At 59.6% G+C, this 17326-nt stretch carries 16 protein-coding genes and 1 pseudogene; 9 read left to right on the top strand and 8 right to left on the bottom strand.

Features of this window, described 5'->3' with window-relative positions; translation table 11 throughout:
* Nucleotides 1–207: 207 nt before the first annotated feature.
* On the bottom strand, nt 208–3036 hold the full coding sequence (locus ACKFR8_RS10305; RefSeq protein WP_408929988.1) for a class I SAM-dependent DNA methyltransferase: 2829 nt from the start codon (nt 3034–3036) through the stop codon (nt 208–210).
* Nucleotides 3029–6343 (bottom strand): helicase-related protein, encoded by a 3315-nt coding sequence (locus ACKFR8_RS10310; protein WP_408929989.1) that lies wholly within the window; start codon nt 6341–6343, stop codon nt 3029–3031. Before ACKFR8_RS10310 ends, ACKFR8_RS10305 begins: the two co-directional genes overlap by 8 nt.
* Before the next feature lie 262 nt (nt 6344–6605).
* Between ACKFR8_RS10310 and ACKFR8_RS10315 the strand changes: the two genes are divergently transcribed.
* Nucleotides 6606–6797: a hypothetical protein gene (locus tag ACKFR8_RS10315; RefSeq protein ID WP_408929990.1), complete on the top strand. Its 192-nt coding sequence runs from the start codon at nt 6606–6608 to the stop codon at nt 6795–6797.
* Here the strand turns inward: ACKFR8_RS10315 and ACKFR8_RS10320 are convergent.
* Nucleotides 6794–7783 (bottom strand): annotated as a pseudogene (locus ACKFR8_RS10320) (Abi family protein). The gene ACKFR8_RS10315 and the pseudogene ACKFR8_RS10320 overlap by 4 nt on opposite strands.
* Nucleotides 7784–8177: 394 nt before the next feature.
* Here ACKFR8_RS10320 and ACKFR8_RS10325 point away from each other — a divergent pair.
* From ACKFR8_RS10325 to ACKFR8_RS10345, 5 genes are all read left to right on the top strand, one after another.
* A complete protein-coding gene (locus tag ACKFR8_RS10325; RefSeq protein WP_408929991.1) occupies nt 8178–8507 on the top strand; it encodes a DUF7768 domain-containing protein in 330 nt (109 codons plus the stop codon).
* A gap of 318 nt (nt 8508–8825) precedes the next feature.
* Nucleotides 8826–10178, top strand: coding sequence for a DUF445 domain-containing protein (locus tag ACKFR8_RS10330; protein WP_408929992.1), 1353 nt, complete (start codon nt 8826–8828; stop codon nt 10176–10178).
* A gap of 15 nt (nt 10179–10193) precedes the next feature.
* Entirely contained in the window at nt 10194–10673 is a 480-nt protein-coding gene (locus ACKFR8_RS10335; protein ID WP_296134309.1) for a CGLAU_01105 family protein, read from the top strand.
* Nucleotides 10674–10676: 3 nt separating this feature from the next.
* Nucleotides 10677–10973, top strand: a complete 297-nt coding sequence (locus ACKFR8_RS10340) for a DUF2516 family protein (RefSeq protein ID WP_296134311.1) — start codon at nt 10677–10679, stop codon at nt 10971–10973.
* Nucleotides 10973–11434 carry a deoxyribose-phosphate aldolase gene (locus ACKFR8_RS10345; protein WP_408929993.1) on the top strand — a complete coding sequence of 154 codons (462 nt, stop codon included), beginning with the start codon at nt 10973–10975 and terminating at the stop codon, nt 11432–11434. The genes ACKFR8_RS10340 and ACKFR8_RS10345 overlap by 1 nt, the downstream gene beginning before the upstream one ends.
* Here ACKFR8_RS10345 and ACKFR8_RS10350 read toward each other — a convergent pair.
* Genes ACKFR8_RS10350 through ACKFR8_RS10360 form a run of 3 tightly spaced genes read right to left on the bottom strand, consistent with a single transcriptional unit; the run spans nt 11431 to nt 13608 of the window.
* Nucleotides 11431–12243 carry an LmeA family phospholipid-binding protein gene (locus ACKFR8_RS10350; protein WP_408929994.1) on the bottom strand — a complete coding sequence of 271 codons (813 nt, stop codon included), beginning with the start codon at nt 12241–12243 and terminating at the stop codon, nt 11431–11433. The two genes, ACKFR8_RS10345 and ACKFR8_RS10350, sit on opposite strands and share 4 nt — an antisense overlap.
* A 29-nt stretch (nt 12244–12272) precedes the next feature.
* A complete protein-coding gene (locus tag ACKFR8_RS10355; RefSeq protein WP_408929995.1) occupies nt 12273–13076 on the bottom strand; it encodes a class I SAM-dependent methyltransferase in 804 nt (267 codons plus the stop codon).
* Nucleotides 13077–13116: 40 nt separating this feature from the next.
* Entirely contained in the window at nt 13117–13608 is a 492-nt protein-coding gene (locus ACKFR8_RS10360; RefSeq protein ID WP_408929996.1) for a DUF2505 domain-containing protein, read from the bottom strand.
* A gap of 24 nt (nt 13609–13632) precedes the next feature.
* Between ACKFR8_RS10360 and ACKFR8_RS10365 the strand changes: the two genes are divergently transcribed.
* Complete coding sequence (locus tag ACKFR8_RS10365) at nt 13633–14766, top strand: UDP-N-acetylmuramate dehydrogenase (RefSeq protein ID WP_408929997.1); 1134 nt, start codon at nt 13633–13635, stop codon at nt 14764–14766.
* A gap of 74 nt (nt 14767–14840) precedes the next feature.
* Nucleotides 14841–15038: a hypothetical protein gene (locus ACKFR8_RS10370; protein ID WP_408929998.1), complete on the top strand. Its 198-nt coding sequence runs from the start codon at nt 14841–14843 to the stop codon at nt 15036–15038.
* A 36-nt stretch (nt 15039–15074) separates the two neighbouring features.
* Here ACKFR8_RS10370 and ACKFR8_RS10375 read toward each other — a convergent pair whose 3' ends face one another.
* Nucleotides 15075–15563, bottom strand: coding sequence for an S-ribosylhomocysteine lyase (locus ACKFR8_RS10375; protein WP_408929999.1), 489 nt, complete (start codon nt 15561–15563; stop codon nt 15075–15077).
* Nucleotides 15564–15646: 83 nt separating this feature from the next.
* Here ACKFR8_RS10375 and ACKFR8_RS10380 point away from each other — a divergent pair, with 83 nt between their 5' ends.
* Nucleotides 15647–16849 carry a YihY/virulence factor BrkB family protein gene (locus ACKFR8_RS10380; protein WP_408930000.1) on the top strand — a complete coding sequence of 401 codons (1203 nt, stop codon included), beginning with the start codon at nt 15647–15649 and terminating at the stop codon, nt 16847–16849.
* Here ACKFR8_RS10380 and ACKFR8_RS10385 read toward each other — a convergent pair.
* A complete protein-coding gene (locus ACKFR8_RS10385; RefSeq protein ID WP_408930001.1) occupies nt 16846–17304 on the bottom strand; it encodes a hypothetical protein in 459 nt (152 codons plus the stop codon). The genes ACKFR8_RS10380 and ACKFR8_RS10385 overlap by 4 nt on opposite strands.
* Nucleotides 17305–17326: the final 22 nt, after the last annotated feature.

Here is a 17326-nt window from a genome sequence, read left to right on the forward strand (position 1 = left end):
TGAACCACAACAACCCCCGCCTCCAAACACATGGGAGACCATGTGAGGAGGCGGGGGCTGTTGGTGTTTTGAAAGGGTGCGGTGGGGGAGAAGGGGCGCCTGTGCTTGGCGACGTCTCCCCGGTCCCACCGCGTGCAGTGCCAGCACCGGTGGGGAGGACAGCGCCTAGTGGCGGGGACTGCCGCTCACGATTGAAGCACGACGCCGCTACGCGCTCTTAGTCTTCTCGCTGTACAGCTCGAAGAGCGAGGAAACGATGAATGTCTCCTTCTCGTCCCACGTAAGGTCATCGAGTTCCCACCCGTAAGCGCGTTCGACGGCCTTATCCAGAGCTTTGTGTGCTGCAGTGAGTTCTGGGTACTTGGCTTCGTTGTCGGGATCGTAAAAATCCGCAAGCGAAGCTCCCGGGTAGAGACTACGGGAATTCAGGACCTCTTGGGCGGCTTGTTCGATTCCTTCTCGCTGTGCTGGAGAAAGAACCGGGAAGACGAGGTTGTTGTAGACGATGGTATTTGCGTAGCTGTATCTTAGCTCAAGACGGCCTACTATAGCTCTCATCCAGGCATTATGGGCCTGTGACATGAGCATGCCGAAAGTCACCAGTGAACTTGACTCGATGAAAAAAAGTTTGTCACCAGGTATCATTCCGTTTTCGACAAATGCCACTGGAATGTATTTGCGGCGTTCTGTTGATACTTTCGGCAAGCCAATATATATACCATTTCCGTCGTATTTCACCTCGTCGAACTCCCAAGGCGTAACAGCAATGTCCCGAGTCGCTTTCTTGGAAGAAGATGCCCTGGCCTCTTTTACCAGTGCAACTCTCTCTTGGATATCCGGGTTATGTTGTAGTTCGACTGGGATTCCTTCAGGCATCCAAAGGCAATAGCGTTCGACGCCATTAATAAATTCATCGCCCATGGAAAATGCTCTAATAATCGAGGAGATAGCCGGATCGCGAGAAATCATTTTGTCGCGTTCCTCTGGTCCCAAGAGGAGGTCTTTCCCAGTAGGCTTCCCTCCCGCTTGCATTATCGGAACGCGAGAAAGCGGTGTATACCTTTGGGTGATGAACACCATAGGGGCATCTGCGAGATAGCCGTTTAACTGGGTAGGAATGGTTTCCACGGCACCGCGCGAAGTGTAATCCCATGCCCGTTTAGTCTTCCACTCTTCTTGCGAGAACGAAGTAATAACGCAATAGACATTGGGAACATGCTCAGATTCACTGTTCCAAGCAAAGGAGCGGTGCGCGAAGTTGATGTGATAGCCCATTTCGAAAATGGGTTGCCAGAGTGGAGTTACTTGCTGGCCTTGACAGATGGAATTGGTAGAAACGAATGCGATGTCGCCGCCGTGACCATTCAAAAACTCGGCTGCGGTGCGGTGCCAGCAAGCCACGAAGTCAAGCTTGCCGCCATTCTTACCGAAGACTTTTGTCCGGTCTTCCTTCTGGTCTTCATCGAGACGTGAAGACCCGACAAAAGGTGGATTACCAATAATGTAGTCGCAATCGTCGGGATCGATGACGTCTGCCCAATCAATGCGGAGAGCATTGGCAGTCTTAATTTCTGGGGTCTCTTCGATGGGAAGTCGTACCGCTGACTGTCCAAAGGACTGATTGCAAAGATGGTCCACCAAAAGCATCGCTGTTGATGCGACCTTTGCAGGCCACTCATTGATTTCGATGCCATGGAATTGGCGCATACTCATCTTGGACTTGCGTAAGGAATCGTCGGCAAACTGTAGGGAGTTACGGTTTCCAAGTTCTTTCAGGCGCTCACGTATCGCGAGGATTCCTTTAACCGGTTTGACATTGGTGTGGATGTCAAGGGCTGCGTTGAGTTCAGCAAGTTCGAGCTCTTCGGCGCGGGTGATGATCTCATATTCAAGGCCACGCAGGTGCTTGTACGCCTGGATAAGGAAGTTTCCGCAGCCGCACGCTGGGTCAAGGAACTGTAGTTCGGCGATCTCGTCCTGTAACGCAAGAAGCGCGTCGCGGTCGTTGTAGGCATTTTCGAAGCGTTCACGCAGTTCGTCTAGGAACAGCGGCTCGATCACCCGGAGGATGTTTTCCTCGCTGGTATAGTGCTCGCCCTTCAAGCGGAGTTCGTCGAGATCAACCAGCTGCTGGAACATCGCACCGAAAATGTCGGGGTTGACCCGGCCCCAATCAAATTCTGCAGCCTTCAGTACTTGCTGGCGGAACTCCTCGGAAAGTGGAGGAAGCTTGATACGCTCTTTATACATTCCGTCGATACGCCTAAAATTGGCATACTCCGTTCCCGCGTACTTACCCTTTTTCCTTATCGCGCCGTCGAGCTCAGGATCGCAGACGACTTCAAAGAGCTCGGTAAGCTTGTCTGAAAGATTCTCGGCAGTGGTATTACGCAGAATCCACTTTTGGAACGTGTTATCCGGCCACATGTTGGTGTCATCGCCGAAGAACAGGAACAGGAGGCGGACCAACAACGAAGACGCAGTACTGGTATCGCACCCCGCGTCCAAAAGCTGTTGGTTCATAATTTGCATGTGGCGAGAAGCCTGCTTGGAGCGCTTGACGGCTTCGTCATTAAAGGCCTTGGCCATTCGCTCTTGAATCTCAAGAATGCCAATGGTTTCACCAATAGGCAGCTCAATCATGTCGAGGCGACGTGCCAAGTCTTCTCCGAGGTCTTCATCGCCAACCGTGTAGCGATGGTGAAGGAGCTTTGTATTTGTTGCTGCAGTAGCACCGCGGCGCGGCCAGCGCCACGATTGGCGGGTGCCGTCGGTGAAGATCAAGAGACGGAGTTGAGAAGCCTTCTGGACTTCGGCATCGATAGTGCGTTGCTCCGGAAGAGTTGGGAGTTCGTCCGATTCGACGACCCAGACGCGCAGTCCAGCCTGATCTGCAACTGGTTTTGCGGTGAAGGAGCGCCCCTCCTCAACCTCAACAGAGATGGGGGCTATGCTGCGGGGGACGTATCCCCAACCAAGCTCCTCAAAGAGCTCGGCGAAGCTACCAGAATCGACGTACGAGAGATAGTTAGACATTGGAGACTCCCATGCTGGCTACGATGCGAATTGCATCGGCCGACTTGTTAGTAGTGGTAGTGAGGATACCTTGCTCGTTGAGATTTGCGATGAGCTCAAGCAAGTCAAGGTTGGTTGTGCCTTGGCGTCGACGGGCGGTGCGAAGGCTATTAATTGCGACAGTGGTCAGCGGGGATTTGTACAGCGCATCGAGTGCCTCAGCATAGCTGGGATCACTATGGGCCTCGAGAGTCTGGCCGAGCCTGTTCCACAGGATTCGGCGCTCGCCACGAAGCCGTCCAGAGGTGTCCAAGTTCTTAGCAATGACACCGGTAATAAGCTCCCTAACCGCTTCATCATGTCCTTCACGGAGCGGTAGAGCTGCAGTCTCCGGCGTACATTTCAGAATTGCTAGGGCTTCCTGTCCCGTGAGGAGACTGCTTTCCCCTTGTGCGTTCTGCCAAGCGAAAGAATCAATGCCGGAATCGGTGGTAGCGCAACACAGGATTCCCTCTCGGTCTCCCGGTTGTGCCGGACGCGTTGTATCTACCAAGTCCGGCATACGCTCGATGCGACGACGCAACTTCGGATCGTCCTTGGTCGCTGCCTCCCAGATCTCATAAGCGTAGGAACTGGCATCAACATCTTCGGCAGTGGAGATGTCTTCGATCCGTCCGTCATAGAGGTCGGAGATTGCTTGGGTCTCGGTCGCCGTTCCGAAGAACTTCTCATCGGAGCCAAACGTAGCGGCGTTAGCCGCCAACCTTTCTTGAATGCGGCGGCGTAGGTTCAGCTGTTCTTCCAGCTCGCCGTGCACCATCGTGTACAGGAGCACCGTGTCAGATTCTTGTCCAATTCGGTCAACGCGCCCGGCTCGTTGAATCAGCTTGATGATCGCCCACGGCAGGTCGAAGTTAACAATGATGTGTGCTTGCTGCAGGTTTTGGCCTTCAGAAAGAACATCAGTTGCGATGAGAACTCGGATTTCATCTGCAGGAGCGACAGGCGCCTGGTCGTCACTTAAGCGATTCGTCTTTGGGGAGAATCGACGAGCGAGGTTCGTCGCGTCCTCAGACTCACCGGTAGCAACTCCGACCTTCTCCACTCCGAGTTCTCTCAAGCCTTTAGCAATGTAATTCGCTGTGTCTTTGTATTCGGTGAATACGAGAATCTTCTCGTTGGGATGCTTCTCATTTGCCAGGTCAACAAGTGCTCGCAACTTTGAGTCATCCGGAACCTTCCACTCTCCGTACCACTTCAATAGGTCCCGGATCGTTCGGGAATCTGCGGCAAGATCCTGTTGCAGGCTGTCTTTGAATAGTGACGAACTTACCCACCGAATGCCGCGGGGAGATTCGGCAGCCAACCTCGCATAGTCATCGGGGATAGTCGGGAAAGTTAACCCTCGTGGTGACACGTCCGCGAGCAGCTCATCGAAGTCAATATCGTCCTCCGACAAGGTAACCGGGTCGATGGTGCCGGCTGGGAGCGGAAGTTCGTTCTTCAAGGCGTAGTCAAATAGTTCGTTTCGCCGCAGATGACGAAACAGCGACAAAATGAAGCTGTGCCCGCTCGAGCTCAAGCGCTTGTAGAAATTCGTACGGACGAAGCCGACGACTTGGCCGCGAGAAGCCTCGAAATCTTCAATGAACTTCTTATCTTCAGGGCTAGCAAGATATTGCGCATCGGGGATGAGATGGTCGGTGAGGCTGTATCGCGGCAGCTTGAGACTTGCGAGTCCGTCAAGGGTTCTGTCGTCTGCCATCTTTGCCGCCGAGTCGTTCGCATCGAAGGCATGATTGACAGGCACTGCTTTACGCAGTGGGAAAGTAAACCGGCTGGCAACCGAACCGTCCGAGTTCTTGAACTCGAGATACTTCCGCCCTTCGCTGTCGTCCTTTGCATAATTGTTCAGAACGAAGCTGCGTGTGCGGCGAACGAGATGCTCACCCATGAGACGCCGCCAGTCCTCGGGCTCTTCAGACTTCCTGAACGCAGCGAGGGTGGAATGGGCCACCTCAAGGTTTTCGTAGAGATTGGGATTCCGCTGCAAGGCAAACTCAGGGGTTAGGCCGAGATCCTCGTCCTCGTCGAGGAACAAAGCCAACTGATTGGCTACATCTCCATATTTGAGGTTGTACGGAGTCGCCGTAAGGAGCAGCACGTGGCTTTCGTTCTCGTGGAGGTACTTCTGAACCGCGTTATAAGTGCGGGTTCCTTCGTTGCGCAGCGTGTGGCTCTCATCGACAATGACAAACCGGAGGCGTGGCAGTGTAGGGAGCACGGTATGAACCATCGAGTACGGCACCACACGACCCGGCAAATCGTAGGCCTTGAGATGCTCCTCCCACATTGATTGCAAGTTCTTTGGGCAGATGACTAGCGGTTGGAATCCGTGGTTATCCCGGAGCATCAGCGCTACTGCGATAGCCGTGAGAGTCTTACCCAGACCGACCACGTCACCGAGCATGGTGCCGCGTCGTTGCATGATGCGGCGCGCTAACGTCTTCACAGCGGTGGTTTGATGCTCGAGCAACTTGCCAGCGATCAATTCGGAGACGTTGTACTGGGCAAGACCAGCACGCACGTCTCGACTCATTGTGTGGCATACCTTGAGGTACACATCAAAGGGAGACCGCAGTTGTGGGGAGGCCCAAGAGTCGTCGATCACTTCCAGAATTTCTGCATCTATGGAAAGCGTGAATCGGTCTGACCAGAGCTCCTCAAACCAATCCTTGAGCTCTTCTGTGGACGTACCTTCTGTTGTGTAGAGATTGAGCTCGAGGTTTTGATTTAAGCCAGCCCCTGTGAGGTTGGACGAACCTACAAAGCCAGCACTTGGGATATTCGGATCATGGTGGTGAAGCAGGTAGGTCTTGCCATGCAGGGCACGCCGTGTGTATACGCGTAGCTCTACCGCGCCAAGGTCAACGAGTTCACGGAGAGACTGGAGTGTTTCGCGGTCTTTAGCGGTGGGGATTCCGGTCGCAAGCTGCGCTCGCAAATGCGCCTTGAGTGCTTCTCGAACCTGTGGTGCGCGTTCGCGAAGCGATTGGGTTTCGTCCTCGTTTGGGGAAATCTCTGATCGGAGTTGATCAATGATTTCCTCGTGCTGTGCGGGTAAGACCATGCCGACGAGAATTCGCGCGACCGGTCGATCTACATCTCCCGACTCGAAGCTCTCGCGGACCAATGAATCGAGGGACTGCCAACCGCGAAGAGCAAAATATCCCGTCGCAACATCAATTCGTTGATATGACGGGAAAAACTTCTGGAGCCCGGAACTGAGTTTCTTTTCAGGAGACTGGTTATCGTAGATAGAAGGCACGAAACCAGTTTACGGACAGGTAGTTGGCTGTAAAGCTAAATTTTTCTAATCGATCGTCTCCACCCCGCAACATGATCAGCATGTGGTTGTGCAGGTATCGGGGAAGTAGGCGCCTATGCGAGTGCACCCCTGAGGAGCCGCTCAATGCACACTCGGAATTCGCGCGGGGACAACTCGGCGTAATGGGTGGCTGGAGACCTACGGCGGGAAACTCGTCGAGAACATCGTCCAAGCAGTCGCTCGTGACCTCCTCGTCCACGCCATGACACTCGTCGCTCAGGCTGGGCACAAGATTGTCATGCACATCCACGACGAAATCATCATCGACGAACCCGAGGGCTCCGGCTTCACCATCGCCGATGCCTGCCAGCTTATGACGACTTCACCCGACTGGGCAGCAGGACTGCTACTCGACGCCGACGGGTACGAATGCGACTACTACCGCAAGGATTAGACGCGCCAGAGAGGCAACTCGCGCCAGTTGTCAGGTGCTCCTGTGCGAGAAAACGGCACGATGGGATTGTGTGGGTAGGTGTGGAACAGCTTCGGCAGCCGGTCGGCTGGAGACAAGTCCAGTTGGCGGTGCAAGTATTGGATAAGGGAGAGCTGCCCGAACACGCGATTCATTCCTTCAGCTACCGCAGCCAGCCTGACGTCATTGTTCAGTTTCGGTTTGATGTCGTAAACGCGGTTGAACATCCTTGCATGATGAGCTGCGTAATTACGTAGAATATTTAAGGATTTCAGCCATGATTCAAGCTGAGGACCAGTTAGATCGCAGGGTTGGGCAATCCGTTTGCGCACGATATTGGGCGACATACCGTACAGGTATGACAGCATTCCCCAATCCATGATTTCGACGGCCGCCCAGATGGGGAGAGCCCCGCCATATTTTGATTGTGGTGGGCGACGAAGTCCTCCTTCGACGCTTTCAATGCCGACTGGTACTTTCTCAGCCACACCTCATACACGCGACGCCCGTCTTTGTTTCGCTGCCGTGCCCGGGCGCTCAAACGTTGGGGATCCAAATAGATCAGCGGGTCAAGGCGACCCAGTTCGTGACCAAGCTTGGTTCGAATAGCCAACTCCACGCGATCAAGCTAGATGAACACGCTGTGGCGCAATTGTTCGTCAAACCCATAGAGAGCTACCACCAGGTCAAACGATGCTCCCTCAACGAATTCATCTCGGGCAGTACCGTCGCCTTGGGAGAAACGGCGCATCGGGTACCAGTATCCGGACAAGCGGTAGTAGTTCAATCGCGCCAGCAGCGTCTCAGCATGTTGGCGATCATTCACTCGCATCCCACGCTGACGAAGCAATTCGACCTGTTCACCGTAGGTCTTGAACTGCTTCACCTGCTCCACGCGCACCCCTGTTTGATACGAAAACGAAGACCGGCCCTGGACTCCCACCGAGGCGGGCAGCGGAACCGGTCATGTTGACTACAAGGCTATCCGGTTGATGACGCCGAAGCAAGAGCACGGGGCACGGAGCTATCGGTACGTTCACACACCAGTGTGCTCTCTGACCCGTCCGGATTTGTCGGTGCTCGGCGCGTATGGCCGAGAGCCTTCCTCCCACCGTGTCCGGTTTCGGTGCCTGCCGCGCCTGACAAATGAGAGCCTGGCGCATCCCGAGGACGCCAGATGACCACCACTGCGCTTCTTGATATCGGAATACCGAAGAAGAACGTCGAAGGGTACCCCGACCCGACCTGCTACCGGGCGCTGAAAGCGAGTCAGCGCGCCGAGTACGGGTACCGACCGTTGGTTTACATCTGTTCCCCGTATTCCGGCGATGTGGAGGCGAACGTCGTGCTTACCCGCGGCTCATGGACGAGACCGACTCGGACGCCCGCGAGCTGGCCATGTTTTTCAACCGCATCCTGCTGTCGAAATGCGAACAACTATGGGCATACAGCGGCTGGGCCAGCGCGGGGATGCGCGACGAGATCGACTGGGCTCACCAGATGTACATCCCGATCCGCTTCTTCGACGCCGACCTCCAGGAGGTTCACCTCATTCTGGTTGGTGCCTTGGGCCAGAGGTACTCTCATGAAGCACGGGTGGCCTATGTAAGCGCACCCCTGAGCAGCCGCTCAACGCACATCCTGAATTCGTGCGGGGACAACTCGGCGTGGGGGCGACTGTGGAGTATGTAGCGCGATGTTAGGGCGCCGATGTGATGTTAGGGCGCCGAGCAATACCGTCGACAAGCCGATGACTACGCCGTGGACGCGATGCAATCCTTCGGCGGAGCGGCTGAGCTACATGCATTCCCGGAGGGCAATATCGCTATTGATGCTGTCGTGCTCTTGGCATTCTGCGTAGTGCTGCTCGGGATTGCGTCGCTAAGCTTGCGGCGCCGGACGCCGTAAATCTCACAAAGCAGGGCCGGTGGCGATGGCACGTCGAGCGTGTCCGGCAGGCGCACTAGAGTTAGTGGGCGAAGCTCCACCCTCTACGCCCAAGGAGAACTCATGACGCACCGCGCGGACGCAGGATTCGAGATGGCTGACTCTGCGGTCTCGCCTGCCGCATCGGCGTCGGCAAGCACTGCCCCGGTGCCGCAGGCCGGCAACCAGGAAGAGCGCCGCGCGGACCTGCGCCGCTGGAAGGCGATTGCGCTGTCCTTCCTGGTGGTTGCGGCAGTGATCTTTCTGGGGTGCTCGTGGTGGCAAGCGTCGGCAAGCGGAGCTCCCGTCTGGGTCGGCTACGTGCGGGCCGCAGCGGAGGCAGGCATGGTCGGTGGACTGGCGGACTGGTTCGCCGTGACCGCCCTGTTCCGCCGGCCCATGGGCCTGCCCATCCCGCACACCGCGCTCATCCCCAACAACAAGGACCGCGTGGGGGATGCGCTCAAGGACTTCGTGGAAGAGAACTTCCTTACCGCGGACGCACTCAGCGCCAAGGTGCGGGAGGCAGAGATACCGCTGTGGCTGGCGCGCCAGGGCGTGGAGCCCGGCAAGGCGGAGGAAGTCTCCGCGTGGATTGGTGAGCGCGCCGCCAGTGTGGTCGCGGACCTGGATGCCACCGAGGCGGAGCAGTTCATCAAGACCCAGGTCATGGACCGCCTGGCAGAACCCGAGTGGGGCCCGCCGCTGGGCCGGCTGCTGGAGGGCTACATTGCGGACGGCAAGGCGCGGCCGCTGGAAGATGACCTCATCGAGTGGGCGCACGGCAAGATCCTCGGCATGGAATCCACGGTGGTCACCGCCATTGATGAGCGCATGCCCGGCTGGGCGCCGCGCTTTGCCCGCGAGATGGTGGGGGAGAAGGTCTATACCGAGCTGGTGGAGTTCGCCAACGACGTCCGCCACGACGGCAACCACGAGGCCCGTCTGGCTATCCGCCGCAACCTGTCCAAGCTGGCCTCTGACCTGCAGTGGGATGAGGACATGCGCGGGCGTATCGAGGGCATTAAGCAGGAGATGCTGGCCTCCGACCAGGCGCAGCAGGCGCCCGCGGCCATGTGGCGCACGGTGTCCACCACGCTCATTGAGCAGCTCAACGACCCGGACTCCTTCCTGCGGCAGAAAATCACGGCGAAGGTGAAGGAGCTGGCGCACCGCCTGCTGGAGGACTCAGAGTTCCTGGCCCAGGCCAACGCGCTCGTGGACAAGGCTGCGCGCTACGCGGTGGAGAAGTTTGCCCCGGAGATCATCGCGATCATCCCGGAGACCATCAAGCGCTGGGACGCGGAGGAAGCCTCCCAGAACATCGAGCTCATGGTGGGCCGTGACCTGCAGTTCATCCGCCTCAACGGCACCGTGGTGGGTGCGCTGGCTGGCCTGGTTATCTACACTGTTAACCATCTGCTTTTTGGCATCTAACAAGGAGTTATGACCATGTCCGTATTTGATTCTTTTAAGAACGCCGGCTCCTCCGCGTTCGATGTGGCCAAAGACTTCGGTGGCCGCTTCAAGGAGGAACGCCAGCAGCAGGCTCAGGATGCGCAGGCTGACCGGATTGCGCGCGCCGCTGACAAGGCTGGCATGGGTACTGGCACCGCGAAAGAGGAGTCCTTCCTGGATCGCGTGACCACTACCGCGAAGAACCTTGGTGATTCGGTGTCTTCCGCTGCCCGGGAGACCCGCAACTCCGAGTCCTTCCAGAAGGCCCGCACGGATCTCACCAGCGCCTTCGATGAAGCGCGCGAGGGCGTGCAGGACGCGGTGAACAACGCCAAGGAGCGTCGCGCGGAGGGCCAGCAGTCCTCCGGTCAGCCCGGCGCCACTGGCTCCGCCGATCCGCTGAACCCGTACGCACAGAAGCAGCAGCCTAAGGACAACAACATCATCGACGGCGAAGTCGTCGACGAAAACTAACTGATGGACATCTACCTTTTCCTCAACATCCTCAACAAGATCCCGATGTGGATCTTCGCCGCGGTCTCACTTTTCGCGCTGATCGGCGCGGTCCTGGCGGCGCTCACCCGGGAGGACGCCTTCCGCGCCGGTGACCGCCAGAACAAGTGGGTATGGGTGGCCCTGCTGGGTGGTTCGGCGGTGCTGATGAACCTGCCGCTGCCGTTCGTGTCCTGGGTGGGCGCGATCATCACCGGCATCTACTGGTTCGACGTGCGCCCGCAACTAAAGTCCATCATCCGAGGCGATTATTTCTACTGATGCTTAACTTGCTGTCTGCCTCCCTCGAGGAGGTCCAGAATCGCGCGCCGGGGCAGCGCGTGGTGGTCTCACCCCACCACGTCCTTGCCGCCGCGCAGGCCGAGCACACCGTAGCCGTGGCCGGCTATCCCACCGGCCGCCACCACTCCCTGGTTAAAGCTGCGGAGGCGCGCCTGGCCGTGCAATCGGGTGCGGCCGAGGTGTGGGTGGCGGTGGATGCACTACTTGCTGATTCCACCGCGTTGCTCTCTGAACTCGTCACCCTGCGGGAAGCCTGCCCGCTGCCCGTTAAATTGGGGCTGATTCTTCCCGTGCGTTCCGTGAGCTCCGTGGAGGACCTAGCTCACGCCGCGGAGCAGGCGGGCTATCAGTGTCTCGTCGTTTTAAACGACGGAGACGAAGAAACCTCCACAGCAGATACTGCTGCGGAGGTGAGCCAACTGCCGGTCGTGCGCCTTTAGCGCTGCTCGGTCGTGCCGGCGTTTCCGGTGGTGGTGCCGGCGGAGGCCTGGTCTAGCTCGCTCATTGGCACGTCATGGCCGGAGAGAGTGACGGTGAGTTCGCCGGCGCCCACGTCGATGGAGTCGAAGGTGAGCGCCTGGCCGGCCAGCTGCTCAGACATGCCGTCCTGCAGGGCATCCGAAATCGCGGACGTGGCCTGCTCCGGAAGGTCGAAGCCGAAGAGGGAGGCCTTCTCCGCGTTGATAGCCAGCTGTCCGTCGTGGACCTCCGGCTTGAGGGCGAGTTCTGCCAGGCCACCGGCGAACTGCACGGTGAGGTCATCCTCCGCGTCGTTGGCGGTAATGGCGGTGACCACTAGGTTGCCCAGGGTATCGTTACCGGACTGCTCTGCAATTGCCTTCTGGAAGGTGGCCAGCAGGAACTGATCCGGCACCGTGGTGGAAGCCCGCAGCGTGCCCGCCACTGGCTCCTGGGACAGAGTCATGTCCTCCACGTGTACGTCTGCTGCCGGCTGGCCGTTGATCTGCGTGCCGTCGATCTGCAGCGTGGAGGGAGTCTTCATGTTCATCTCCGGCACCTTGCCGTTGAGCATGCCGAAGATCATGGGGCTGGCGCCGAAGCTGACGTCCGGGTCCTCGGGGGACTCGATGCCCTGTTCCTTCGCGGAGTCCGTGAACTGGCTCTTCATCTGGGAGCCGATGAACCAGCGCAGGCCAAGCTCGGCGATGAGGATGAGGAGTAGGAACGCCACGAGCACGCCGATGAAGATTTTCCAGGCGGTCGCGGCACGAGTTTTAGAAGAAGCCATGCCTACCAGTGTGGCGCATGTGCTTGGAGTTAGCCAACCACAGCGTCCCAATCCACTGTGAGCACGTTATCCCGCAGGCGGCGGCGTACCGGGTGAACCGGGACGGTCTGGCGCAGCTGGGCGCGGGCCATGCGCCAGCGCACCCGCGGGCCGTAGGGAGCCCAGCCGGCGGCGCGATCCCAGGCGTCGTCAGCCGCCTGCAAAAGCTCGTGGATGGGCTCGCCCGGCACGTTGCGGTGGATGAGGATTTTGGGGAGGCGCTCCGCCAGGTCGCTGGGGCGCTCCACGTCGAAGGGATCCCACGCCAGGCTCAGGGAGCGGGGGCCGTCGGCGCCCAGCAGCACCCAGGCGGCTCTGCGGCCCAGCTCGTCGCACGTGCCCTCCACGAAGAACCCGCCGGGGGCCAGCCGCGAGGTCACCGTGGACCACGCCTTGTCCACCTGGTCCACGTCGTACTGGCGCAGCACGTTAAACGCGCGGACTAGCTGCGGGCGGTAGCCGGCCAGCTCGAAGCCACCCAGCTCAAACGTCACGCCGTCGCGCGGTGGCAGCACGCGCTCGGGGGAGATCTCCAGGCCTGTCACCCGCGTGGCCGGGTTGACGCTGCGCAGCCAGCCGGCCCACTCCACTGTCGTGGTGTGGGAGGCACCGTAGCCCACGTCGAGCGCCAGCGGTTGCTTGGTGGAGCGCAGCAGGGAGGAGATCTCCGGATGGGACACCATCCACCGGTCGCAGCGCCGCAGCCGGTTGGGGTTGGTCGTTCCCCGGGTAATGACGCCAAAAGGCCGACCCGCACTGTCCTGAGCTTTCAGGTTGTGTGCGTGATCGGCCATGACAACAGAGTCGTTGTAGAACGTTGCTGTAGAGCGTGTCTTAGAGGTTGGCGGAGATCCACTCTTCGGTGAGCTTGGCCTCGTTGGTGTAGAGCTCCTGCAGAGCCTCAGCCACCTTCGGCTCGATGGCAGCGCCCATCATCGGGATGTTGACGGACACCTCGGTGACGTAGTCAAGTACGGTGGTCTCGCCCTGAGCCTTGTAGGTGATATCGCCCTTGAAGTCGACCGGGGTTCCCTTGACGTCGGCGGTAAAGGAGACGGACATCTGATCATCGACAACCTCGCCGATGGTCACGGTGCGCTTCTCCTTGAGGGACTGGGACACCATGGCGCGCACTGCCTCCGGCAGCAGGGAGGTCGGCAGCACCTCATACAGCACGGCGGTGTTGCCGGTGAACTCGTGCACGGTGCCCGGCTCCGGGGAGAGCTTGGCAGCGATGTGCTCCCAGTACCCCTCGGTAGTAAGGGCCTCGTGCACCTTGGCGATGGGCTGGTTGATGGTTACGGTGTTTTCGCTACGGGTTGACATGAGTTACAGACTACCTTGGTACACGTGTTAGATAAATTTATGACTCTCGCTGACATTGACGGTGTGGAGCTCGATTCCGAGACCACGTTTGCTGATCTCACCACCCTGCGCATCGGTGGATCCCCGCTGGTGACGGTGCACTGTGCCAACGCGCAGGCGGCCATCGAGGCGCTGTCCGCGCTGGACGACGCCTCCCAGGACTACCTGGTAGTGGGCGGCGGCTCCAACCTCGTCGTAGCGGAGGGTCCGCGTGACGTGGTGGTCGTGCGCCTGGATTTCGAGGACATCGACGCCTCCGTGGCCAGCGGCATCGTCCGCGCGGAGGCAGGTGCCGTGTGGGATGACGTGGTGGCCCTGTCCGTGGAGTGCGGCCTGGGCGGTATCGAGTGCCTCTCCGGGATCCCGGGCAATGCGGGTGCTGTGCCGGTGCAGAACGTGGGAGCGTATGGCGCCGAGACGTCCGACGTCCTCACGCAGGTCTACCTCTACGACCGTGCCACCCGCACCGCCTCCTGGGTGCCCGCCGAGGACTTGGAGCTGGCCTATCGCTATTCCAACCTGAAGTTCACCGGCCGCGGCGTGGTGCTGGCCATCGAGCTGCAGCTCACCACCGACGGCTTGTCGAAGCCCCTGCGCTTTGGCCAGCTCACCCAAACCCCCGGGGAGCGCCGCGGCGTGGCCGAGGTCCGCGCCCAGGTGCTGCAGCTGCGCCGCGGCAAGGGCATGGTGCTCGACCCGGAGGACCATGACACCTGGTCAGCCGGCTCTTTCTTCACCAACCCCATCGTGGACTCCCAGGTGGCCGATTCCATTCAGGACACCGTCCGCGCCGCCCGCGGCGACGAGGATGCAGACCGCATGCCCCGCCACGTGGTGGGTGGGACCACCACGTCGGGAGAGGACACCGCGCAGGGGAAGATGGAAAAGCTCTCCGCCGCCTGGCTCATTGAGCGCGCCGGCTTTGTCAAGGGCTACCCAGGTGCGGACACCGGTGCGCGGGCGACCCTGTCCACCAAGCACACCCTGGCGCTGACCAACCGCGGCGAAGCTACCACGGACGATATCGTGGCGCTGGCCCGCGAGATCCGCGCCGGGGTGGACAAGGCCTTTGGCGTCACGCTGGAGCCGGAGCCCATCTGGCTTGGGGTAGAAATATAAGTGCGAAATATTTAAAATAGCGTTGAATTGCTAGCTTGCCGCCGCACACACTAGGCGGCCAGAAAGGACCTCGCATGTATATCCCCAAAGACGTACTCTTTGCCCTCCTTCTCTTTATTTCGGCCCTTCTTTGCGCGGTGGCGATCCTGTTAGTCCCAGGCCTGTTCGCGGAGTTCAGCGCAGCGCGCTGCACCTTGATGGCGAGCTCCTTGGGGCTCGGCGTCGCCGGGCTGTTCTTCGCGCGCATTCAGATCCGGCGACTTGGGTCCTAAGGCAGATCGAAGCCCAGCCCCCGATGCCACGGCCGCTTAGGCCATGACGTTGAGCCACTCATCCTTGGCCGCCAGGAAGTTGCGTGCGGCCTCCTGTGCGCCCTCGAGGGAGTGGTGCTCACCCCAGCCGCACTGCACTTCGTTGGCGGCGGGAACCTCGGTGGCGTTGAGGATATCGTCTAGAGCGCCCTCGACGGCGCGGAGCAGCTCGTCCTGCTCCATGCCGTTGGTGATGGCGTAGAAGCCGGTGCGGCAGCCCATCGGGGCAAAGCCGATGAGCTTGTCGGTGTAGTTGCGCATGAAGTTGGCCATCATGTGCTCTACCGAGTGCAGGGCCTTGGTATCCAGGTGCTCCTGATTAGGCTGGCAGAAGCGAAGGTCATACTTGATGATCTCAACCCCGCCGCCCAGGTCGGTACGGTCGGCGACGCGAATATAAGGAGCAGCTACCTTGCGGTGGTCGAGCTCGAAGGACTTGACGTTGATCTTGTTCTCGGTGCTGTTGCCAGTGTTGTTCTCAGTCATACTTGCCCAGTGTAACTACTGCCCGCGTGGGCTCCGAGTGTCTTGCCCCTGAACGCGGGCTGTACCGCATACGCTGGACAGATATGAGCGACGAGGAGATCCGCGGCAACGCAGTCCCGGCCGAGGAACCAGACACCATCGTGCCGTGGAAGAGTTCGACCATCCTCGAAGTCCAAGGCCACGTCGATGGGCGCGATCCCTTTGCCAAGGGAAACCGCCTGCGCCGGCAGAGCTGGAGCCTGGTCCTGCGCCGCACGTGGAATGACTTCTTTCACGACGCCTTCATGGACCGCGCCGCGGGAATGACCTATTTCACGCTCATGGCCTTTGCGCCCACGGTGCTGGCCGCCTACTCCATTGCCACGCTCATCTTCTCCTCCCGCCAGGCAGAGGTGGAGGAGCTGACCTCGGAGTTCATCGAGCAATACATCCCCAGTTCCCTGTCGGAGGAGGCCAACTCCCTGGTGGGCGCCATCGTTGGCTCGAGCTCCCAAGGCACGCTGGCGTTAATCATTTCCCTTGCCATCTCCCTGTTTTCCGCCTCGGCGTATGTGCGGGCGTTCTCCCGTACCGCCAACACGGTCTACGGCCGCGTGGAGGGCCGCGGGATCATCCGCACCTGGGCGCTCATGTGGGGCCTGACCGCCATCATCGTCGTCGGCGCGGTCGTCGTGCTCTTTGCCAACCTGCTGCGGGACACCATCGTCAGCGAGGCTATCTATCCCCTCGCGCGCCAGGTGGGCATGGAGGATACCGCGACCTACCTGGTCAAGATCTTCCTCCCGGTGTGGAATTGGCTGCGCTTCCCCGTCACGGTCGTCGTGGTGCTCACGCTCATTGCGGTGCTGTACCACTTCAGCCCTAACGTGCGGCCGAGCCGCTTCCGGTGGATCACCTACGGTTCCGTGGTGGCTCTGGTGGGCACCGTGGTGTCCTGGGGCCTGGTGGGCCTGTACCTCAAGTACCTGGCTGGGGCCAGCGCCTACGGCGCCATCAGTACCGTCTTGGCGGTGTTCGTGGCCATCTGGCTGATGAATACCGTCCTCATCATCGGCATCAAGATCGACGCCGAGGTATTGCGCGCCAAGGAGCTGCAGCTGGGCATGCACTCGCAGCGCTTCATCCAAGCCCCGCCGCGCTCAGATTCCTCCTCCACCGCGCAGGCCCGCGCCCAAAAGCGCCTAGAGCACAGGGCGATCGAAATCTATGAGAACGCGGAGCACAAAAAGCACAAGGAACACAAGGAGCCGGTGCAGGACAGCGGCTCTGCCGAGGCTTCGGCCTAGGTGTTCTCGAACGCCTCGGTGGGGTAGGTATCGGTGGCCTCGCCCGGGTACCAGCTGGAGTCATCGGTGGCGTAGGGGTCCTCGTAGGTGGCGAAGATGCCAAAGGTGAGCGCCATCATGACGATGGCGCTGAGAATGCCGCCGACGATGGTGGAGATCAAGGCAATCACGCCCCACAGCTTGGACTTGTTCTCCAGGCACAGCGCCACGATGCTTAAGACGAAGGCGACGAAGAGCACCACCCAGCCGAGCACGAAGATGAACGGGATGCAGGAGAGAACGAATCCTACGATGGAGAGGATGAAGGCGACAATGCCGAGGACGTTGGTTTCCTTCTTCGGCGGCTGCGCCTGGCCGTAGGGCGAGTAGGCCTGGTGCTGCTGACCGTATGGCGCGGAGTAGGAGCTTCCGGGGGACTGGTGCGAGGAGGAGTGCGGGAAAGGCTGCTGCGTCATGGTTTCCTAGTGTAATGCGAGA

The sequence above is a fragment of the Corynebacterium axilliensis genome (genome assembly GCF_046097495.1).
In the GTDB taxonomy this organism is placed as follows: domain Bacteria; phylum Actinomycetota; class Actinomycetes; order Mycobacteriales; family Mycobacteriaceae; genus Corynebacterium.